Genomic DNA, 20,902 nt, shown 5'->3' with positions numbered 1-20,902 from the left:
CTTAAGTTGTCAAAACCAGACCGCTCCCGGCCCCCGGCTTTCAACATCAAACCCCCCCCGGGGGGGGGCGGCCGCGGGGCCCGTCGAACCCAGTTTATTTCTGCAACTCGGTCCAGATCTTGGTGTAAATTTCCTGGGTCTCCGGCGAGCACATCTGCTGCAGCTCGCCGCGTGGCTTGTCCGCGGCCGGAATGATGACTTCGGGCGCGTCCTTCATGTCGGCCGGCATGTACTTGTCCGAGCCGGTGATGGCATTGGCGTAGCGATGGAAGGCCGAGAGACCTGCCGCGTTTTCCGGATCCATGATGAAGTTCTGGAAAAGCTTGGCGTTCTCGACGTTCTTGGCTTCCTTCAGAACGACGACGTTGTCGCTCCACAGGCCGAAGCCTTCTTTCGGATAGTTGTAGTGGATGGCCGGGTTGGCCAGCCGCTGGCGCAGCGCCGAGCCGTTCCAGTCGCTGGTCGCCTTGAAGTCGCCGGCGCCCATCTTCTCGATGGTGTTGTATTCCATCGCGATCCAGTTCGGCTTGGCCGCCACCAGCAGGTCGCGCACCTTCTTCAGCACCGCCTTGTCGTCGGTGCATTGCTGGCCGCCGACATACTTGATCGCGGCGAACATCACATCGCCCATCTCCGGAACGACATTGACCTTCCCCTTGAGCTCGTCAGGCGTGTTGAAGATGATACCCCAGCTATCGGCCGGCCCCTTGTAGGCATCGGTGTTGACGACCACGCCGATCGTGCCCCACGCCCATGGAACACTGTATTTGCGACCCGGATCGAAATCGGGATTGGCCCATTCCGGCGCCACGTTCTTGAAGTTTTCCATCTTGCCAGGATCGGTCTCCTGGATGAGGTCTTCCTTGATCCAGATCGGCACGTAGGTCTGCGACGGCACCGCAATGTCGAAGCCGGTGCCTCCCTGGCGAACCTTGGCCAGCGCGGTGTCGTTGGAATCGTAGTCGGTGATGGTCACTTTGACGTTGTATTTGGCCTCGAACTTCTTGATCACGTCGGGGCTGGTGTAGTTGCCCCAATTGTAGATGTTGAGCACGCCGTCGGCGCGGGCCAGGCCCGTCGAGGCGAGCAACGCCAACCCCATGGCGGTTGCTGTTGTCTTCCAGTTCATGGTTTTAACTCCCATTTTTCGGTTCAGTCTCGTTTCCTGCTGACGAAGAAAAACAACGTGACGATCGCGACCGAAAGCAGCAGGAAGGCGGTCGATATCGCGTTGATCTCGGGTGTGATGCCGCGGCGGATCTGGCCGAGCATGTAGGTGGGCAGCGTGTCCTGGCCGCCTGATTTGACGAACTCGGTGATGACGACGTCGTCGAGCGAGATGACGAAGGCCAGCATCAGCCCGGCCAGGATGCCAGGCCACAGAAGCGGCAGCGTGATGCACCGGAAAGCCTTCCAGGGCGTCGCGTAGAGGTCGGCTGCGGCACGCTCCAGCGTCAGGTCCATATTCTCAAGCCGCGCCCGGATCGGCAAATAGGCAAAGGGAATGCAGAACGCCGTGTGCGCGGCGACCAGATAGCCGAGGCCGGAATAGCCGGTGAAGATCTTGATGCGCGAGAAGAAGATCAGCAGCGCCACGCCGGTGACGATCTCGGGCACCATCAGCGGCTGGTTGATCGCCGCATATTTGAAGGTGAGGCCGGGATAGGGCGCGGTGCGGGTGGTGGCGAGCGCCGCCATAGTGGCAAAGATCGTGGAGAGCACCGCCGCGATGGAGCCAATTTGGAAGGAACGCAGCGTGGCATCGACGACCTGCGTGTTCTGCCATGCCGACTGGAACCATTTCAGCGAAAAGCCGCCCCATTCGGAGGTCGAGCTCGCCGCGTTGAAGGCATAGATGACCAGCACGATGATCGGCAGATACAGCACGATAAAGCAGGTCGCGGCGATCGCGGTGAATCCTGGCTGGTGCTTGATGGAAAAGTTCTTAGCCATGACGTACCCCCGACTTGCCGGCATTGCGCACATAGGCAAGCAGCGCCACCATGACGATGATCATGACGGCGATCGACAGCGCCGAGCCGAGTGGCCAGTTGCGGCCCTGCCCGAACTGCAATTCGATCAGGTTGGACAGCATCATGTTCTTGCCGCCGCCAAGAACGCTCGGTGTCACATAGGCGCCAAGCGCTGGAATGAAGACCAGTATGGAGCCGGCGATGACGCCCGGCTTGACCAGCGGAAAGATGATCCGCCGCAGCACCTGGAAGCGCGACGCGTAAAGGTCGTACCCCGCCTCGACCAACCGGAAATCGAGCTTTTCCATGCTGGCATAGATCGGCAGCACCATCAGTGGCAGGTAGACATAGGCCATGCCGATCAGGATCGCCGTGTCGGTGTAGAGTATCTGGATGGGCGCCGAGATGATGCCGAGCTTGAGCAGGATCGTGTTGACGATGCCTTCGTTGCGGATGATCTGCAGCACCGCGAAGGTGCGGATCAAAAGGTTGGTCCAGAACGGAATGGTAATCAGGAACAGCCAGAGATCGCGGGTCTTTTCGCTGCGCGTCGCCATGAAATAGGCGGTCGGGAAACCAAGCACCAAAGTGGCGATCGTCGTCACCACCGAGAGCTTGATCGAGCGCAGGAAGATGGTGACGTGGGCGGCGGCGATCGAAAACGTGTCGTCGAAGATATCGCGTTCCAGAAACACCGATGTCCAGGCTTCCGGCGAGAACTGCCACTTCACGTCGCCATAGGAGCCTGGCGTCAGGAACGAGTAGACGAGCACGATCAGCAAGGGGCCGGTCGCGGCCAGGAAAATGACCAGCAGCGCTGGCGCTGACAAAAGCCAGCGGTCACGGACATCGCGCCGCTCCGCTGCCTTGGCGACTTCTTCCGCGGTCGCCATCGTCAGTCCTTCAGGACCTGAGCGGCATCGCTGCCGATGAGGATGCCGACTGCGTCGCCCTTCTCGAAACCGCAGCCCGCGCTGCGCGTGTTCTGCTGGCGTACGGTGAAGAGTTCGCCACTGTCGAGATGAACATGGATGTGGGTGTCGGTGCCGAAATAGACGATGTTTTCGACCGTCCCCGACAGTTCGCCCTTGGCCTTGGTCAGCTTGGCGTGTTCGGGCCGAACCACCACCGTGGCGTTGGATTTGGGCTGGAAACCCTGGGCCACGGTCGCCTCGATGGTCGCACCGGATTTGAGCGTGGCGCGCGCCTTGCCGTTGGCCATCTCGCTGATGGCGGCGGTGAGGAAGTTGGTTTCACCGATGAAGTCGGCGACGAAGCGCTCCGCCGGCTTGTCGTAGATATCCCAGGGCGAACCGACCTGCAGGATCTTGCCCGATGACATCACCGCGATGCGGTCTGACATGGTCAGCGCTTCTTCCTGGTCGTGGGTGACGAAGATGAAGGTGATACCGGTCTCGTGCTGCAGCCGTTTCAACTCGATCTGCATCTCCTTGCGCAGCTTGTAGTCAAGCGCCGACAGCGGCTCATCGAGCAAAAGCACCTTCGGCTGCGGCGCCAAAGCGCGGGCCAAAGCCACGCGCTGCTGCTGGCCGCCGGAGATCTGGCTGGTGCGACGACCAGCGAGTGCCTCCATCTTGACCAGCTTCAGCATCTCGGCGACGCGCGCCTTGATCTCCGCCTTCGGCTTGCCCAGCATTTCCAGGCCAAAGCCGATATTGTCGGCGACCGTCATGTGCGGGAACAGCGCATAGGACTGGAAAACGGTGTTAACCGGCCGCTTGAAGGGCGGCAGCGGCGCGATGTCCTGGCCGTAGAGCAGGATTTCACCGGCGGTTGGAAAGTCGAAGCCGGCGATCAGCCTGAGCAACGTCGTCTTGCCGCAGCCGGATGGCCCCAGCAACGTGAAGAATTCGTTCTCCCGGATAGATACCGAGACCGTGTCGAGGGCAGCTACCTGCCCCTCACCTGATCCGAAAATTTTGCTGACGTTTACTACTTCAATCGCATTCCGATCCGGTTTGTCCGGCACGATTACGCCTCACTGTTGACCCCGCTCTTGCTGGCGGAGCTCTTCCCCTGTTCGATGTGACCACATGGCCGGTGGGTTGGCAAGCCCGGCATTGGGTCACAGTTCAATCAGTCATTGAGGCCTGCAAGCCCCATGCCATAGTCAGGCCTGATAGGTGACCTTGCCGCCGCAAATCGTCGTCACCGGCCGCACCTTGTGCAGGTCGGCCGGGGCGGTGTTCTCGATATCCATCGACAAAACCACCAGATCGGCCATGTAGCCTGATTTCAGCGTGCCCTTGCGGTGCTCGGCGAATTCGGCGTAGGCGCCCTCGATCGTGTAACCGGCGATCGCTTCATGCAGTGAGAAACTCTGGTCCGGGTCGCTTTCTGCCCACGGTTTGCGCAACACTGCCGCCTGAATGCCCAGGATCGGATCGATCGGCGACACCGGCCAATCGGATGCGAAGACGACATGCGCGCCGGCATCCTTCAAGGTCCGCCAGGCATAGCTCAGCGGCCAGCGCGCCGGCCCGATGCGAGACACTGTCGGCTCCAACGGAAAATCCATGGCGCCGGGCGGATGCGGCGGTTGCATGGAGGCAATGACGCCGAGTTCGGCGAAACGCGGCACATCAGCCGTGGTGGTGACCTCGATGTGCTCGACACGGTGACGGCTGTCGCGCTTGCCGTTCGCCTTCTGCGCCGCCTCATAACCGTCGAGCACCGCGCGCACCGCGCCGTCGCCGATCGAGTGCACGGCGATCTGCAACCCGCGTCTGTCGACCGCGACGGCCAGATCGATGAATTGTTGCGGCGTGAACAGCGGCTCGCCCACCCAGTCGAGCCGATCGGCGTATGGCTCGACCATGACAGCTGTCCAGGAATCGAGAACGCCGTCGTAGAACACCTTGACCATGCCCGACGACAGCCATTCGCTGTTGTAGCGTTCGGCCATATCGGACGCCTTGTCGAGCATGTCGAGCGTCATGAAATTCTTGTAGTGGAACGGGATCTTGACGCGGCAGGGCAAGCCTTCCTCGGCGTCGATCTCGGCCAGCAGCTCAAGCTGATAGAGATTGCCGTCCATGTTCTGGATCGAGGTGATGCCGTGGCGGGCGCACCAGGCGAGCCCGCGCCGCATGATGTCGCGGTCGGCGTCCCGCTCCGCCGCCGTCGGCATCGGGTCCGGCTCGCCGCCGGTCGACAGCCCCAGCCGAACCCGGCCTTCGCCGGCAAGATCGAGCACCGGACCAAAGGCCTCGCCTTCGCGCAATTCGCCGGCGGCCAGTCCATCGTCGCCCATGACGATCTCATTGCCAGGGCCGAGCGTGCGCCCCTGCAGGATGCCGGCCATTTCCAGCGCCTTGGTGTTGGCCCACATGGTGTGATGGTCGGGCGCCGCCATGCAGAACGGGCGATCGGGCAAAATGGCGTCGAGGTGATGGCGCGTCACGCGCTCGCTGCCGAGCACGGTGTAGTCGACGCCTTGGCCGACCAGCATCTTCGCGTCGGGCCGGGTCGGCGCATAGTCGCGGATCGCCTTCTGCAGCGCCTTGAGGCCATGAATACCGGTGAGTTGAAGGTGGGCAAGTTCAGCCCCGCCCGAAAACAAATGCATATGGGCTTCGATGAACCCCGGGACCACCGAACCGCCCTTGGCGTCGATCACCTTGGTGGTCGGTCCCTTGAACTCTTCGATGGAGGCGCGGCTGCCGATGGCGATGATGGCGCCGTCCTTGACGGCGACGGCTTCGGCGGCGGGATTGTCGTCGTCCATGGTCCGTACACGACCGTTGATGACGATCAGATCCGCATTGTGACCCGCACCTGTGACAGACATCGCGACTCCGCGCTTTTGACGACTGACTGGGACCGACAACCCCTCATGTCCAACGACCTGCCACTCCACCGGAGCGGCGCCATGGGACGAAAAAGAATGCCAGCGCGCTGTCTTGGAAATTCCCCTTGTCATCCCAAGAGGCAGCGTGGATAAAGAATGCGACTGATTATTCGCGTTTGTCAACATACCGAATCTGGAATGTATTGTGGACAGCAAGCTCCCACCATGTTGAGACCAGGCGGGGAACGAGGACATCAAGCCGTGAAGCGCAGTCTCGACCGCAAAACCAGGATAGCGCTCGAACCGCGCAAACAGCCGCGGCAACAACGCTCCAGCAAGGTGGTCGACCGGATTCTCGACGCAGCGCTGGTCTTGACGCGCGAGCAAGGAACCAAGACGCCGACGACGCTCGCCATTGCGCAGCGCGCAGGCTTGTCGGTTGGTTCGATCTACCAATACTTTCCCAACAAGGAAGCCATTCTTCTGGACCTCGCCCGGCGCTGGCTGTCATCCTTTCCCGAGGTGATCGCCAAGCGTATCAAGGTCGCCCCGCCCACCAACCGTGAAGAGTTTCGGCGCGAAGTGCGCAGGCTCTTCACCGACACGTCCAGGCTCTACCTGGAAAACGCCAGCCTGATGCCGGTGATCGAGGCCATTTCAGGCAACGCCGACCTCAGGCCGATCCAGAACGAATATGACGACCAGATCATCGCCCTCTACGCCGCATGGCTGCAGCATGTGAACCCGGCACTTGAAGACAAGATCGCCAGCCGGCTCGGTGTGCTGATGATGGAGGTCGGACACGTTTGCCGGCTTGTGGGGCTGAAAAAGGATCGCAGGACGTTCGACCTCATCGAGGACGATGTGGAAACCATGTGGCTCGCTCTGGTGAGCCCTTATCTCAATCTTGAATCTTGACTGATTTCACACTTCGAGAGGAATTTATGAAGACTGTTTTCTCCCCCCTGCACGCCGGCCATGCCGGCCAAATGGAACTGGTCACATCGGCCATCGTGCCGGGCTTCGAAAAGCCATCGAGGGCCGAATTCATCAAGGCACGGGTCGAAAGCGAGAAACTGGGTCCCATCATCGCGCCGCACGAACATGACCTCGCCGCCGCCAAGCGCATCCACAAATCAGACTATATCGACTTTCTCCCGACGGTCTGGCCGCAATGGCTGGAAGCAGGCCTCACGGGCACGGCGATGCCCTTCACCTGGCCGACGCGCGGGTTGCGCGGCGACGTGCCGCCAAAGCGCGTCGACGCGCTGCTCGGCTATTATTCCTTCGATGCCGGCGCCACCTTCGTCGAAGGTACCTGGACCGCGATCAAGTCTTCGTACGATGTGGCGCTGACCGCCGCCGGCCTGGTCAAGCATGGCGAGGCTTCCGCCTTCGCGCTCTGCCGTCCGCCCGGCCACCATGCCGGGGCTGGCTTCATGGGCGGCTATTGCTACATCAACAACGCCGCCGTCGCCGCGCAATGGTTCCGCGACCGGGGCGCCAAACGCATCTCGATCCTCGATGTCGACTATCACCACGGCAACGGCACGCAGGAAATCTTCTACGACCGTGCTGACGTCCAGGTGCTCAATCTGCATGGCGATCCGATGATCGAGTACCCGTTCTTCCTCGGCCATGCCGACGAACGCGGAGAAGGCGAAGGCGAAGGCTTCAACATCAACTATCCAATGCCCTTCGGCACCGACTGGGATGCGTGGAACGCGTCGCTCGAGGATGCCTGCGCCAGGCTCACCGCTTATGCACCGGATGTCGTCATCGTCTCGCTGGGTGTCGATACGTTCGAGAAGGACCCGATCAGCCAGTTCAAGCTGAAGACATCGGATTATCCCAAGATCGGCCGCCGCATCGCCAGGCTCGGCCTACCGACGCTGTTCGTCATGGAAGGCGGCTATGCCGTCGAGGAGATCGGCATCAACGCGGTCGGCGTGCTGACCGGGTTCGAGGATCGGTAAATGCCTATCGTCCAGGAGCATCTAGCGATTTTGGGACAACGACAGGCATAGCAAAGGACCACCGGGACCGGGCGGCAACATCGCCCGGTTCCCACTATCGGGCCAAGGCACCAGCCTTCGGCACAGCAACCGGCGCGCCCATCTGTTCAATGCTCCCGAGCCTGGCGAAATCGACCAGCCGCCGAGAGGACCGGCGAAGACTTTCGCGTCCCGGTCTTCTGTCCAAGGCGCGAAAACCGACCTCTGAGTCGCACCTGAGTCCATCGGATTCGATTTTGTCAAATCGCGTTTGATGTCAGATTCAACTGCGGGTAGATTAGACCCGAATCAGCCGGTCCTCGGGGGGCGCGGCGACCACCCAAAGTCTCTTGTTCCGGAGCTTTTCCGGCACCAGACGCGGACGGCTTCGCGTTCCCTGAATGGATTCGGGATTTGGTTCGGCGCAGCCCTGCGCCACGCGTGTGTCTTCGTCAAAGTAATGCGTATTCGGGTTCGGCGGCTTCCAGCATCCGGACAGCAGAAACGATTCCGGCCAAAAGCAACAAGAATGAGCAGTCCCGCCGCACTTCTTCAATCCGACACATTGGGCTCGCGCCTGACGTCGCGCGGCGATCTCACCAGTTTTTTCATGCAACTGACCGCCGAGAGCGGCGCCGACAGCTACATGTTGGTCGCCATCGTCCACGACCAGGACCGCAACGATGCGCGCATCGTCTCCTCCAACTGGATTTTCGATGCCATCGAGCTGATCGGCAAGCGGCTGATCGCCGGGCTCGCGCAAGGCGCGCTCACCGTCGCGCCAGGTATCCGTCCACAGCCGCTGGTGGCATCCCGGGCACCAGAAACAGACGGATTGATCACCGGCGAGGAAGCCCGCCTTCTCGACGTGCTCGGCCATGCCGAAATCTATTCGCTGCGCCTCAATGTCGGTCGCCAGCGCCTGTTCGCCCTGTTCTCTGCGGCGACCGCCGGCAGCATCGACCAGCCGGCGCTGATGCGGGCGCAGCTGAAATGCTGCTACGCGCTCTCGCACATCCCGCAACTCATTGCCGCTGCCGCCATGCAGGATCCGTTGTCGGATCGCGAGCGCGAATGCCTGTTCTGGGTTTCCGAAGGCAAGACCACCGACGAGGTCGCCGTCATCCTTGGCGTCTCCTCCAACACCGTCAACAGCTACATCACCCACGCCATCCAGAAATTCGCGGCCAGCAACCGCGCGATGGCCATCGCCACGGCGATCAGGAGCGGCATCATTTGAAACACGCCGATATCAAGGAAACGGCCGAAGCCCTTTTCAACGAGCAGCGCAACCCGTTCGGAGCCTTCACCCTTGGCTCCGAAACCCATCACGCGGTCACCATTCCCGATGCCGTGCGCCGCTGCCGCTGGATCGCCGTTGACATGAATGCCTCGGCTTTCGGCCTCTTCTTCGTAAGCCCCTCGCCCGAGCGGGCGCGGCTAGTCCCATGCTTTGATTCCGACTATCCCGGCATTGCCGTGGCGACCAAGTTCATCTCAGGCGCCAACGGCGAGGAGATCGTGCGCCACACCCGCATCTCGACCGAACCGCGCTGGTGGACGGATGACGGCGTCCCTGCCATGGCGGAGCTGTTTGGCGATCTCACCTGGACCGAGCAGATGGCGGCGCTGGTGCCCGGAACCAGCGGCATCGCTTTTCCCGTTCACGCCGACCGCGGCCAATGCGGCCTTGTCGTGTTCCTCGGCTCGGAGATGACCATGCAGCAGGATGCGCTCTACGAAATACACGCCCGCTGCTTTTCGCTGTTCGCCGCCGTCGCCCGCATCCGTCCGGGCGATACCGGCCGCATGCGCGCAATCTCCAAGCGCGAACTCGAATGCCTGAAGCTGACCGCCAACGGCAACACCAGCGAGGAGATCGCGCGGCTCCTGAAACTGTCGGTGCACACCGCCAACCAGTATCTGACCCAGTCGACCCAGAAGCTCAACGCCGTCAATCGCAACCAGGCCGTTGCCAAGGCGCTGCGGCTGGGCTTGATCGAATAGGGGAATTCGACAGCGCTTCGAAAGGCGACCGACGGTCAGCGATAGGCGAGCGGCTCGACCTTGCGGATACGCGCCTCTTCGATCACCGCCTCGAGCAGCGCCGTATTGTGCTCCGGGTCTTCGCCCGGCTTCTCGAACGACACGTAGTTGACCGCCACCGATGCGCCGAGCTCGCTCAGCGTCAACTGGAAATAGACGGTGACGCCGGGCGGCCTCAGTTCCAGATCGAGCACGATGCGCGGGCTGCCGCTCCAGTCGACATGCGCCTCACCACCATGGCCGAGCCGTAGAGTGCCCGGCATGAAGAACAACTCAACCGCTGAATCGACCAGGTCCGACAGGCACGCGAAATGCTCCAGCCGGATAAAGGCGATGTAGTCGGCGACATCGATCAGCCTGAGTTCCCCCACCACCTGCTCGATGGCGCTGGCGACGATGATCTCGCGGGATTTTGCGTGCGGTTGCCGGTTCATGAAATCTGTCTGCGCTCAGCCTTTTTCGAGTAGACGATCCGCACCAGTTCGGCGACGGCCTGGTAGAATTGTGATGGGATTACACTATCGACCGAAACTTGCTTGTACATGGAGCGGGCGAGCGCCACGTCCTCGAAGACCGGGATGTTGTGTTCCCGCGCGATCTCTCGGATTTTCAGCGCCACCAGATCCTGGCCCTTGGCCAGCACCATGGGTGCCGAGTCCTCGTCGCGCACATATTTCAGCGCGATCGAGAAGTGCGTTGGGTTGGCGATGATCAGCGTCGCGCGCGGCACCGCCGTCATCATCCGCTTGCGCGCCCGGTCGCGCGCCAGCGAGCGCAGCCGCGACTTGACGATCGGGTCGCCCTCGGACTGTTTGAACTCGTCCTTGACCTCCTGCTTGCTCATGCGCAGATCCTGCTTCCAGTGGAAGCGCGACCAGACGATGTCGATTGCCGCGATCAGCCCCATGACGAAGACGATCGCCACCAGGATGTCGACGGCGATGCCGCGGATGACGAGACCGAAGGCGACCGGATTGGTGATCATCCCGGCGAGCAGCTTTCGGTGGTCTTCCGACAGCGTGAAGCTCAGCACGACGATGGCAAACCCGACCTTGCCGAGTGACTTCAGGAACTCGACCCAACCCTGGATGCCGAACAGCCTGTTCCACCCCTTGGCGATCGAAATGCGCGAGAGTTGCGGCCGGACCCGCTCGCCTACGAATTGCGGCATGTTCTGGAACACCGAGGCGCCGACGCCGGCGACGGTCAGCAGCACCATCAGGCTCAGGACGGCGCGGCCAACCTCGAGGAGGACGATTTTGTAGAGCGCGATGACGTCGGTCTCCGTGTCCATCGGCCAGGCTTCCGGCTTCTCCAGGAACATCGACAGGAACATGCCGAGATCAATGATCGCATCCTTGGCGTAGAAGACGGTGAACACCAGTATGGCAACGAACGAGGCAAAGAGCGCTGTCTCCCGCGAATGGGGCAGTTTGCCCTGTTCGATGGTGTCGCGGATCTTCTTTTCCGTCGCCTCTTCGGTTTTCGAATCCTTGTCGACCGCGTCAGCCATGGCGCGGTCTTAGGCGGCGTCTTGGGTCGAGGGTAGTTCGAAGGCACCTTCGCGCGACAGCCGGATCGTCGTCGTAACGATCGTCTTGCGCGCCGCCGTGATGTCGGCGAGAGGGACCCCGTCCGAGCCCTGTCCGAGTTCGGCTTCGATCATGCGCCGCGAGCGGGCGCCGATGGCTGACAGCACCGATTCTGCGAGTGCGGCCGAAGTGCCGCGCAGGGCCAGCGTGACCAACTCCGTCGACAGCCCGTCGAACAGCAGCACCCGCGCTTTCTGGGTGAGCAGCGGCAAATCGTCGAAAGCAAACAGGCGGGCCCTCACACCGTCGAGATCAGGCGTGCCGGCGGCTTCCAGATCCTGCATGACCTCCTCGAGCAGCGGCTTGTCGAGTTCGTTGAGAACGCTGGCGACACGCGCCTGCCCGGCCGAGGTGTCCTTGGTCGAGGTTTCCGCCAGCACGCTGGTACGCAGCCGGTTTTCGACGATCCTGGCGGCAGCGTCGGGAACATTGGCCATCGTCACCATGCGCTTGATGATTTCTCCACGCATCGGCTTGGTCAGTGTCAGCAGCACGTTGGCCGCCACCTGCGGTGCCAGCTTCGACAACACCATGGCCGCCGTCTGCGGATGCTCACCGGCCAGGAAGGCACCAAGCCGCGCCGGCTCGAGCTTTTCGAGCTCGGGCCAGATCGGCGGCGGGCCTTCCGGTGCGACCTCGAATTTCTTGTCGCCCATGATCGCGCTCATCTCTTCGGGCGAGAGCGATTCGTTGAGGATGGTGTCCATCCTGTCGGCGGAATCGAGCAACCCCGCCCCTTCCGTGAACTCGGCTTCGAACTCGGCGACGATGCGCTCAAGATCGCTTTGCGGAATCGTCCGCAGCAGGCGGGCGCCCTCGATCAGGGCCTTCAGTTCTTCCTGCTTGAAGAATTTCAGCAGGCGGCTGGCCGACGGCTTGCCCATCGCCACAAGTATGGCGGCCGCCTTCTGCGCGCGGGTCAAGGTCACCGGCGTCGTCATGCCACTCGCCTCCGCCGCCACCGGCAAGCCCCGCAAACCATGTCTAGGCGCCCTTCGTGCCGGCGATGATTTCGGTCAGCCTGATGCCGAAACGCGACGGATCGCTTTCCAGCACGGTGATCTCGCCGCGCGCGATCTTGCGGCCGTTGACCACGACGTCGACGGGTTCCCCGATGCGGCGATTGAGCGCCACGGTCGACCCTTTTTGCAGCGCCATCAGATCGGAGACCGGCATCTCCGTGCTGCCGAGGATGATCTGGACATCGACGGGGATGTTCATGATCACGCTCGAATTGGCTGATGAGGCCGCCCTGAACGCCGCATCGGGGCGCTGCTCCTCTTCATGCAGGACACCGCGCAACTCTTCGATGGCACGGTCGAGTTGCTCGTCCGGCTGGTCGAGGTCGGCTTCCGCCTTGGTTTTGGCCATGATCGTCTCCAAATTCTCAGGCGCGTCCGGCGGCTGCCGGCATCAGCCCGTCGATAAAGTCCTGTCCGGCGTCGTAAGGATGCCTGATCCGGACGGTGTAGCTCTGTCCCAGTTTGCCGAACTCGCATACGAACAGCGTCTTGCCCCGTGCGCTGAGACGCGCCTGGGACTGGGCCGTTTCCTCGAATTCGATGACGTCGCCGATTTGGAAACCGGCGAGCTCGCCGAGCGTCAGCCGCGTCAGCGGCATCGTGGCCTCGAGCGCCACGGTGGAGCGCATCACCTCTTCCGAAAAGCGGGCGCGCCAGCTGGGGCCGTGATCGTCGTCGCTGACAGAAACGGCTCCGTCGCGGCTGGCCAGCACGACGCGCTGCGGCATCGTCACCGTGACGGTGCCACTATCGGCCGGCGTCGAGATGCCAAGCACGATACGGATTGCCGCGCCATCGCGCAGCACATACCGCTTCGCCTCGGTGCCGGACATTGCTCGCGGCGCGGGCAGGCGCAGGTCGAGCGAGCGCTTTCCCGATCCGTTGAGGGCCTGCGCGACCTGCTGGAACACCATGGTCGAAACATCGATTTCGATCTGCGACAGATCGCGTTCGATCGGCGATGCCGGCAGATCCGGATCGCCGCCGAACAGCGTGCAGACCATGATCGCGATCGCCGGAGCATCGATCACCAAGGTCATCGCATCGGAGGACGCCGACGAGCCGATCACGGTCATGGCAAACGTGTCGCCGGCACGCGAACGCGCCTCGGGAACGCGGCTGACCTCGATCGCTTTGAGTTCGACGACAACCGGAACGCCAAGCTCGCTGGTCAGGCTTTTCTGCAACAGCGGTACGGCGCGTTCGGCCATGGCGCGGCCTGCGTCGATGACCTGCGTGGCCTCGCCGCTGTCGCCGACCAGACGCTCGATGATCAGCGAGCGCGCTTCCGCTGGACTGCCCAGGCTGGTCATGACAGTGCCGGGACCGATCTGTCGCGCATCGTTCAGGCGGCCTTCTTTTCGACGGTGCCGGTATTCATCGTGCTCTGCTCGACGGCGTCGATCGTCGGCCGTTCATAGGACGAGATGGTCTTGCGGCCGAACTCGATCGCCACCTGCGGCAGCGCACCGTTCATGTAGGCCAGCAGCGTCTGCTTGACGATGATATAGAGGCGGTTCTTCTTCTCGCGCACTGTCTTGATCTTGGTGGCGACCGGCCCGACCACCGAATAGGACAGGAAGATGCCGAGGAACGTTCCGACAAGTGCGGCACCAATCAAACCGCCGAGGATTTCAGGCGACTGGTCGAGCGCGCCCATCGCCTTGACCACGCCGAGCACGGCGGCGACGATGCCGAGCGCCGGCAAGCCGTCGCCCACCGCCACCAGCGCGTGATAGGCCTTCATCTTGTCGGACTTAATGGTCTGGATTTCTTCGTCCATCAGCGCCTCGATCTCGTGCGAGCGGGCATTGCCGATGATGATGATACGGCAGTAGTCGCAGATGAAATGCGTCAGGTCGTGGTTATGCAGCACGGTTGGGAACGCCTGGAAAATCGCCGACTCTTCCGGATTGTCGATATGCGCCTCGACTTCGCTGCGGGATTTCGAGCGCAGCTCGCGCATCAGCGAGTGCAGCACGCCGAGCGTCTCGAGATAGTCCTGTTCCTTCGGCACCGCCTGCTTGAAGGCTTCGAGGATGCCCTTGCCGGTGTCCTTGACCGTCTTCATCGGATTGGCGACGAGGAAGGTGCCAAAAGCCGCACCACAGATGATCACGGCTTCCCATGGCTGAATCAGCACATGAAGATGGCCGCCCATGGCCATGAAGCCGCCAAGGACGCAGCCGAGCGTTACCACCAGTCCAATCAGAATGCCCACGATAGGTCCTTCCGCATTTCACATCAGGAGCTAGGGATAGTCCCCGTGCCTTGTGTGAGGCTTGAATCGAGGGCTTGGAAGCGATTCAGTTTCGCGCAAGGAAGTAGGGGTATTGTGCCGGCATAGCTTCGGCCGGAGGCACGTCTTTGCTCAATACCTTTACCAGCTACCAGCTCATCACCAAGGACATTTCAAAATCGATCGACAGGATCGAGCAGCAGCCCGTGGTTGATCGCGACACCAAATATTATCTCGCGAATATCACCAAGGTGAAATCGATCGACGATTTCGTCAAAAACGACCGTTTGTTCAAGTATGCCATGAAGGCCTACGGGCTGGAGGACATGGACTACGCCAAGGCCTTCATGGTCAAGGCACTCAAGGAAGGCGTCTCCGATCCCGACAGCTTCGCCAACAAGCTGACCGACAAGCGCTACGCCGAATTCGTCAGCGCCTTCAACTTCGCCGCCAACGGCGCCGATGCGACCATCTACAACAAGACACAGCAGTTGGTGACCAAGAACTATGCCACCCAGGCGCAGATCGCCGGCCTCGATCCCAATTCGGCCTATGTGAAGGGCGAGACGACATACTATCTTGCCAACATCACCAAGGTGAAGTCGATCGACGATCTGATGTCGAACAACCGGCTCTACACATACGCGCTGGCGTCATTCGGTCTCGATTCGGCGACGGAGGACAAGGATCTCATCAAGCGGGTTCTGCAGGGCGGCGTCCGCGACCCCGACAGTGTCGCCAACAAGATGACGGACAAGACCTATGCCGCGCTTGCCTCCGCCTTCAACTTCGAAGCCTATGGCGAAAACACCACCACCATCAATCCGGCGCAGCAGCCGACCGTCGACAAATACATGCGCCAGACCCTCGAGGAGGATGCCGGTCAGACGAACCAGGGCGTGCGGCTGGCGCTTTACTTCGATCGCAAGGCCCCGACCATCACCAGCTGGTATGACGTGCTGGCCGACACCGCGCTTGCCAGTGTCGTGCGCACCGTGCTCGGCCTGCCCGATTCCTTCGCCACCGCCGACGTCGACAAGCAGGCGCAGCTGTTCGAGCAAAAACTCGACATCTCGGATTTCTCCGACCCCGAAAAACTCGGCAAGTTCCTGACGCGCTTCACCAGCATGTACGAGATCAACCACCCGACTTCATCGGCCGTCGCCTCGGTCAGCGTGCTGTTTGCCCAGCCACTCACCGTCGGCATCTCCACCGACCTGATGATGGCCATGCAGAAACTGAGGTTCTGAGACCATCATGCGGGACAGCCTGTACGTCGCCCTTTCGTCGCAGATCGCGCTCGAGCGGCGCCTCGACACCATCGCCGACAACGTCGCCAACGCCTCGACGATCGGCTTTCGCGCCACCGGCGTGAAGTTCGAGGACGTCGTCTCCGGCACCGGGCAGAAATCGGTATCCTTCGCCTCCCCGGGCAAGACCTACCTTTCCGGCGCCCACGGTGCCTTGAGCGAGACCGGAAATCCCTTCGATTTCGCCATCCAGGGCGATGCCTGGTTCGCCATAGAGACGCCGGTCGGCACCGTCATGACCCGCGACGGCCGCTTTTCAATGAACGAGAACGGCGAGCTGATGTCGATCGAGGGCCACCCGGTGCTCGATGCCGGCGGCTCGCCGATCCAGCTTGACCCCCGCAACGGCCCGCCCAAGGCCGGGGCCGATGGTTCGTTGCGCCAGAACGATCAGCTTGTCGGCTCGATCGGTCTCTACAATTTCGATCCAGGCGCGAACTTCGTCCGCTACGGCAATTCCGGCATCGTTCCGGCACGCACCCCGGAGCCTGTCACCGATCGCTCGGATATCGGCGTTGCCCAGGGCTTTCTCGAAGAGTCCAATGTCAATCCGGTCCTGGAGATCACCAGGCTGATCATGGTCCAGCGCGCCTTCGAGAACACCGCCGCCCTGATGCGGCAGACCGACTCGTCCACCGACGAGGCGATCAAGACGCTCGGCTCGAAATAATCCATGTCGCTCGACCAGCCATCCCTGCGCGCACCCGAAAGACAACTCCAGCCGGCGCCGGAAGACCGGCTTGCCGCGCTGGAAAGGGTCTGGCGGCGTTTCGCCGACGCCGAGGCGCTGCTCAAGCGCGGCGGCCGCGTCATCGAAGTCACGCCCACGCACTACAAGGTGCACGGCCTTTCCGGCTTCGCCAGACTGGGCGACATCGTCGAGCAGCGCGGCCATGCCGGTGCGCGCCGCGGCGAGATCGTCAAGATCGGCCGCGACGAGGCCGTCGTGGCGCCCTTCGAACGCAGCGCCGATTCCGGCATCGGTGATGCCGTGTTCCGCCGCGGTCCGCTCGTGGTGGCGCCGCATGCCTCGTGGCGCGGCCGCACCATCGACGCACTCACCAGGGCGATCGATGGCGGCCCGCCACTCGCCCGGGGAGACGACACGACGCGCGGCGCCCAGACGACGCCGGGGGCCATGGCGCGGCAACGCGTCGGCACTGCCTTCATGACCGGCGTCAAGGTCATCGACATCTTCACGCCGCTCTGCTTCGGCCAGCGCCTCGGCATCTTTGCCGGCTCCGGCGTCGGCAAGTCGACGCTGCTCGCCATGCTCGCCGGCGCCGACGCATTCGATACCGTCGTGGTGGCGCTCATCGGCGAACGCGGCCGCGAAGTCCGTGAATTCCTCGAGGACACGATCGGCGACAGCATGGCCAAGACCGTCGCCGTCGTCGCCACCAGCGACGAAAGCGCCATGATGCGCCGGCGTGCGCCGGACACCGCCATGCGCGTCGCCGAGCATTTTCGCGACCAGGGGCATCGCGTTTTGCTGGTGCTGGATTCGATCACCCGCTTCGCTCACGCCCTGCGTGAGGTGGCGACGGGGACCGGCGAGCCGCCGGTCGCGCGCGGCTACCCGGCCTCGGTGTTCACCGAACTGCCCAAGCTGCTCGAACGCGCCGGGCCGGGCGGGGAAGGCAAAGGATCCATCACCGCCATCATTTCCGTGCTGGTCGACGGTGACGACCACAACGACCCGGTAGCCGATTCCGTGCGCGGCATCCTCGACGGCCATGTCGTGCTCGATCGCACGATCGCCGAACAGGGTCGCTATCCCCCCGTCAACCCGCTGTCGTCCATATCGCGGTTGGCCGGAAAGGCCTGGAGCGTCGAACAGCGCGCGCTGGTGACAAGGCTGAAGTCGATGATCTCGCGCTTCGAGGACACGCGCGATATCCGGTTGCTTGGGGCCTATCAGGGGGGCGTCGATGCCGAACTCGACATCGCCGTGCGCCAGGTGCCGCTGATCTATGAGGCGCTGACGCAAGCGCCGAAGGATCGCCCGTCGGCCGACCCTTTCTCCGATCTCGCCCGCCACCTCAAGAGCAAGCTGAACGCCGATGCCGGAGACTGAACGCGAATATACCGAGCGCATCCTGCGCGACATGATCGCCGAGGCCAATGCCGTGGAGCAAGCCGAGGCTGACGAAGCGAGAACCGCCAAGGCAAAGGCTGCCCGTATCATCGCAGCCAAAGCCGAGGCCGTTCTGGCCAGAGCCGTCAAGCCAATCCTGCCACGGGCTGGCAGAGCCGATCCTGATCTTCTGGCCAGGCCCGTCGAACCCGCTCTGCCCCGGGCTGTCCAGGCGGTGGCTGCCGAGATGACGCAGGCGAGCCGCGACTCGCTGATCAACGGGCTGTTCCCGCGCACCGAATGGCCGCAGCCGCCAAAGGCACCGTTTCCCCGACTGAGGAAGAAGTCCGACCGACGCAGCGATTTCGTCATAGCCGCGCTCGGCATCACGCTCGGCCTGATCTGCGCCCTGTTTCCCTGGTACATCTTCTTTAACCAGGACCAGTTTGGCGTCCAGGCGATGAAGTTCGGCGGCACCGGCTCCAATTCCGGGCGAGCGGGCGGCGGCGTGGTCGCCGAACGCAGCGCGCCGCTGACGGCAAAGGATATTCCCGCGGCCAATCTCGATCTTCTTGCCACCGGAACGGTGCGGGATGATGCCAATCCCGCAGCCGCACCCGACGAGCAACCGTTTCCGGCCGACGCGGCGAAATTCCGCATGGTTCATGTCGCCAACGGCCGTGCCATGATCCAGGACGACGCTGGCCTCTGGATCGTCCAGCGCGGCTCGATACTGCCTGACTCCAGTCAGGTGTCCTCCATCGAGCAGCGCAACGGCAAATGGGTCATGGTCACCAGTGCCGACCGGGTAATCGAACTCTCCAGATAAACGATCTCCGGCTTCCGGCCATCCGCAAGGCCCGCGCAAGACTGGCGGCCTAGTCTCTGGGTACCTGCTCGGAGATTCCCATGGAGCCCGTTTCCCTTTTCGATCTCGCCGCCAAGCAAGCGCAATGGCTGGCCGTGCGCCAGTCGGCAGTCGCCGGCAACATCGCCAATGCCAACACGCCGGGTTATACGGCAAACGACGTCGAGCCATTCGAAAAGGTGCTCGACCGCGCCGCCGTATCGCTGCAGGCCACCCAGGCCGGCCATCTCGGCAATGCAGCGAGCAATGCCGGCTTCACCATCAAGCCGCAGGAGGATGACGGCGTCGTCATGCCGTCCAAGAACTCCGTCGTTCTGGAAGACCAGTTGCTGAAAGCCGGCGAGGTGCGCCGCTCCTTCGAACTCAACACGGCGATCGTCAAGGCGTTTCATACGATGATGATGATGGCGGTGAAGAGCTGACCATGGACGCACTGACCGCAGCCCTCAAAGTCGCAGCATCCGGCCTCGGCGCCCAGTCGGAGCGCCTGCGCGTGGTTTCCGAAAACCTCGCCAACGCCCAGTCGACCGGCACCGCGCCCGGCTCCGATCCTTATCGCCGCAAGACCATCAGCTTCGTCTCCGAGCTTGACCGGGCCTCCGGCAGTTCAACGGTTGCAGTGAACTCGATCGATCGAGATCCCAGTGACTTTCCAGTCGAGTTCCAGCCCGGCAACGAGGCAGCCGACGAGAAGGGCTACGTCAAGATGCCCAACGTCAACGTGCTGATCGAAATGGCCGACATGACCGAGGCCAACCGCTCCTACGAGGCCAACCTTCAGGTCGTCAAGCAGGCCCGTGACCTGATTTCCATGACCATCGACCTGATGAGGAACCAGTAATGATCAGCGGTATCGGAGCCCTTCAGTTCAAGCCGTCGATCGGCGGCGATGACACGGCGACAAGCCTGCTCCAGGGCGGCGCAACACCCTCGGCCGGCGGCAATGTCGGCACCTCCTTTGCCGAGGCGCTGAGCCAGGCAGCCTCCAAGACCGTCGACACGATGCAGAATGCCGAGCAGGTATCGATGCAGGCGCTCAAGGGCGACGCCGACACCCGTCAGGTGGTCGACGCCGTGATGAGCGCGCAGCAGGCGCTTCAGACCGCCGTCGCCATCCGCGACAAGGTGGTTTCCGCGTATCTCGAAGTCAGTCGAATGGGCATCTGAGGAATTCCGCCATGAAAGCACTTGCCATCGCCGCCACCGGCATGAATGCCCAGCAGACAAATCTGGAAGTCATCGCCAACAACATCGCCAACATCAACACCACCGGCTACAAGCGCGCCCGTGCCGAATTCTCCGACCTGCTCTATCAGGTCGACCGCACGCAAGGCGTGCCCAACCGCTCCAACGCCTCGCTGGTGCCGGAGGGCGTCTCGATCGGCCTCGGCGTCAAGACGACGGCCGTGCGCAACGTGCACACACAGGGCGAACTGACCAGCACCGGCAACAGTTTCGACCTGGCGCTGACCGGCAGGGGCTGGTTTCAGATCGAGGGTGCCGACGGCGGCACGCTCTACAGCCGCGCCGGCGCTCTCAACACCAACGCCACCGGCCAGCTGGTGACGGTCGACGGCGCTGCCGTCATTCCGGCAATCAACGTCCCCGTGGATGCCGTCGAGGTCATCGTCAACAAGACCGGCCAGGTCTTCGCCCGCATCGACGGCCAGACCGACCTGCAGAACCTCGGTCAGCTTCAGATCGCCAATTTCGCCAACGAGGCCGGCCTGGCGCCGCTCGGCGACAATCTGTTCCAGGAAACCACGGCTTCGGGGCCAGCCAATGTCGGCGTGCCTGGCGATCCAGGCTTCGCCACCATCCAGCAGGGCTATCTCGAAGCCTCCAACGTCGACCCGGTCAAGGAAATCACCGAGCTGATCTCGGCGCAGCGCGCCTATGAGATGAACTCCAAGGTCATCCAGGCCGCCGACGACATGGCCTCCGTGGTCTCCAAGAACATCAGGTAACGC

General features: G+C 62.6%; 23 protein-coding genes. 12 read left to right on the top strand and 11 right to left on the bottom strand.

The genetic code is table 11. The features are described 5' to 3' along the window. Positions 1 to 94: 94 nt before the first annotated feature. The 5 genes from NKJ37_RS22850 to NKJ37_RS22830 all read right to left on the bottom strand — a co-directional run bounded on the left by NKJ37_RS22850 (position 95) and on the right by NKJ37_RS22830 (position 5,784). A complete protein-coding gene (locus NKJ37_RS22850; protein WP_352775105.1) occupies positions 95 to 1,129 on the bottom strand; it encodes an extracellular solute-binding protein in 1,035 nt (344 codons plus the stop codon). Between the two features lie 23 nt (positions 1,130 to 1,152). Then, positions 1,153 to 1,953, bottom strand: a complete 801-nt coding sequence (locus NKJ37_RS22845; protein ID WP_352775103.1) for an ABC transporter permease — start codon at positions 1,951 to 1,953, stop codon at positions 1,153 to 1,155. Continuing rightward, the gene (locus NKJ37_RS22840; protein WP_352775100.1) at positions 1,946 to 2,866 is read right to left on the bottom strand and encodes an ABC transporter permease; all 921 of its coding nucleotides are present in this window, start codon (positions 2,864 to 2,866) and stop codon (positions 1,946 to 1,948) included. The genes NKJ37_RS22845 and NKJ37_RS22840 overlap by 8 nt, the downstream gene beginning before the upstream one ends. 2 nt (positions 2,867 to 2,868) lie before the next feature. Beyond that, positions 2,869 to 3,963, bottom strand: coding sequence for an ABC transporter ATP-binding protein (locus NKJ37_RS22835; protein WP_352441909.1), 1,095 nt, complete (start codon positions 3,961 to 3,963; stop codon positions 2,869 to 2,871). A 141-nt stretch (positions 3,964 to 4,104) separates the two neighbouring features. After that, complete coding sequence (locus NKJ37_RS22830) at positions 4,105 to 5,784, bottom strand: amidohydrolase (protein WP_352775097.1); 1,680 nt, start codon at positions 5,782 to 5,784, stop codon at positions 4,105 to 4,107. Between the two features lie 156 nt (positions 5,785 to 5,940). Here NKJ37_RS22830 and NKJ37_RS22825 point away from each other — a divergent pair, with 156 nt between their 5' ends. The 4 genes from NKJ37_RS22825 to NKJ37_RS22810 all read left to right on the top strand — a co-directional run bounded on the left by NKJ37_RS22825 (position 5,941) and on the right by NKJ37_RS22810 (position 9,785). Then, entirely contained in the window at positions 5,941 to 6,702 is a 762-nt protein-coding gene (locus NKJ37_RS22825; RefSeq protein ID WP_352441907.1) for a TetR/AcrR family transcriptional regulator, read from the top strand. A 26-nt stretch (positions 6,703 to 6,728) separates the two neighbouring features. Next, a complete protein-coding gene (locus NKJ37_RS22820; RefSeq protein ID WP_352441906.1) occupies positions 6,729 to 7,760 on the top strand; it encodes a histone deacetylase family protein in 1,032 nt (343 codons plus the stop codon). A 547-nt stretch (positions 7,761 to 8,307) separates the two neighbouring features. After that, complete coding sequence (locus NKJ37_RS22815) at positions 8,308 to 9,018, top strand: helix-turn-helix transcriptional regulator (protein WP_352775093.1); 711 nt, start codon at positions 8,308 to 8,310, stop codon at positions 9,016 to 9,018. Further along, on the top strand, positions 9,015 to 9,785 hold the full coding sequence (locus NKJ37_RS22810; protein WP_128304927.1) for a helix-turn-helix transcriptional regulator: 771 nt from the start codon (positions 9,015 to 9,017) through the stop codon (positions 9,783 to 9,785). Before NKJ37_RS22815 ends, NKJ37_RS22810 begins: the two co-directional genes overlap by 4 nt. 35 nt (positions 9,786 to 9,820) lie before the next feature. Here the strand turns inward: NKJ37_RS22810 and NKJ37_RS22805 are convergent, their stop codons facing one another. Genes NKJ37_RS22805 through motA form a run of 6 tightly spaced genes read right to left on the bottom strand, consistent with a single transcriptional unit; the run spans position 9,821 to position 14,659 of the window. Beyond that, a complete protein-coding gene (locus NKJ37_RS22805; protein ID WP_023809991.1) occupies positions 9,821 to 10,258 on the bottom strand; it encodes a BspJ family T4SS effector nucleomodulin in 438 nt (145 codons plus the stop codon). Beyond that, entirely contained in the window at positions 10,255 to 11,337 is a 1,083-nt protein-coding gene (gene flhB / locus NKJ37_RS22800; protein WP_127290384.1) for a flagellar biosynthesis protein FlhB, read from the bottom strand. The genes NKJ37_RS22805 and flhB overlap by 4 nt, the downstream gene beginning before the upstream one ends. A 9-nt stretch (positions 11,338 to 11,346) precedes the next feature. Then, a complete protein-coding gene (locus tag NKJ37_RS22795; RefSeq protein ID WP_027038262.1) occupies positions 11,347 to 12,357 on the bottom strand; it encodes a flagellar motor switch protein FliG in 1,011 nt (336 codons plus the stop codon). Between the two features lie 43 nt (positions 12,358 to 12,400). Beyond that, on the bottom strand, positions 12,401 to 12,787 hold the full coding sequence (gene fliN, locus NKJ37_RS22790) for a flagellar motor switch protein FliN (RefSeq protein WP_023809994.1): 387 nt from the start codon (positions 12,785 to 12,787) through the stop codon (positions 12,401 to 12,403). A 16-nt stretch (positions 12,788 to 12,803) separates the two neighbouring features. Further along, on the bottom strand, positions 12,804 to 13,751 hold the full coding sequence (locus NKJ37_RS22785; protein WP_352775089.1) for a FliM/FliN family flagellar motor switch protein: 948 nt from the start codon (positions 13,749 to 13,751) through the stop codon (positions 12,804 to 12,806). A gap of 32 nt (positions 13,752 to 13,783) precedes the next feature. Further along, positions 13,784 to 14,659: a flagellar motor stator protein MotA gene (motA, locus tag NKJ37_RS22780; protein ID WP_023809996.1), complete on the bottom strand. Its 876-nt coding sequence runs from the start codon at positions 14,657 to 14,659 to the stop codon at positions 13,784 to 13,786. 146 nt (positions 14,660 to 14,805) lie between these two features. Between motA and NKJ37_RS22775 the strand changes: the two genes are divergently transcribed. The 8 genes from NKJ37_RS22775 (at position 14,806) to flgG (ending at position 20,899) form a co-directional block, all read left to right on the top strand. After that, complete coding sequence (locus NKJ37_RS22775; protein ID WP_023809997.1) at positions 14,806 to 15,927, top strand: DUF1217 domain-containing protein; 1,122 nt, start codon at positions 14,806 to 14,808, stop codon at positions 15,925 to 15,927. 7 nt (positions 15,928 to 15,934) lie between these two features. After that, positions 15,935 to 16,657 (top strand): flagellar basal-body rod protein FlgF, encoded by a 723-nt coding sequence (flgF, locus tag NKJ37_RS22770; RefSeq protein ID WP_013529801.1) that lies wholly within the window; start codon positions 15,935 to 15,937, stop codon positions 16,655 to 16,657. A gap of 3 nt (positions 16,658 to 16,660) precedes the next feature. Further along, entirely contained in the window at positions 16,661 to 18,064 is a 1,404-nt protein-coding gene (gene fliI / locus NKJ37_RS22765; RefSeq protein WP_352775084.1) for a flagellar protein export ATPase FliI, read from the top strand. Next, positions 18,051 to 18,893 (top strand): hypothetical protein, encoded by an 843-nt coding sequence (locus NKJ37_RS22760; RefSeq protein WP_023810000.1) that lies wholly within the window; start codon positions 18,051 to 18,053, stop codon positions 18,891 to 18,893. The genes fliI and NKJ37_RS22760 overlap by 14 nt, the downstream gene beginning before the upstream one ends. Positions 18,894 to 18,973: 80 nt before the next feature. Next, on the top strand, positions 18,974 to 19,354 hold the full coding sequence (gene flgB / locus NKJ37_RS22755; RefSeq protein WP_352775081.1) for a flagellar basal body rod protein FlgB: 381 nt from the start codon (positions 18,974 to 18,976) through the stop codon (positions 19,352 to 19,354). A 2-nt stretch (positions 19,355 to 19,356) separates the two neighbouring features. Further along, positions 19,357 to 19,773 carry a flagellar basal body rod protein FlgC gene (gene flgC / locus NKJ37_RS22750; RefSeq protein ID WP_013529797.1) on the top strand — a complete coding sequence of 139 codons (417 nt, stop codon included), beginning with the start codon at positions 19,357 to 19,359 and terminating at the stop codon, positions 19,771 to 19,773. After that, positions 19,773 to 20,099 carry a flagellar hook-basal body complex protein FliE gene (fliE, locus tag NKJ37_RS22745; RefSeq protein ID WP_023810002.1) on the top strand — a complete coding sequence of 109 codons (327 nt, stop codon included), beginning with the start codon at positions 19,773 to 19,775 and terminating at the stop codon, positions 20,097 to 20,099. The genes flgC and fliE overlap by 1 nt, the downstream gene beginning before the upstream one ends. 11 nt (positions 20,100 to 20,110) lie before the next feature. Beyond that, complete coding sequence (gene flgG, locus NKJ37_RS22740; RefSeq protein ID WP_013529795.1) at positions 20,111 to 20,899, top strand: flagellar basal-body rod protein FlgG; 789 nt, start codon at positions 20,111 to 20,113, stop codon at positions 20,897 to 20,899. Positions 20,900 to 20,902 lie beyond the last annotated feature (3 nt).

The organism is Mesorhizobium sp. M0140 (genome assembly GCF_040322475.1).
GTDB lineage: Bacteria > Pseudomonadota > Alphaproteobacteria > Rhizobiales > Rhizobiaceae > Mesorhizobium.
Note: the sequence above shows the minus strand (reverse complement) of the source record. Positions and strands in the feature narration are given on the sequence as shown.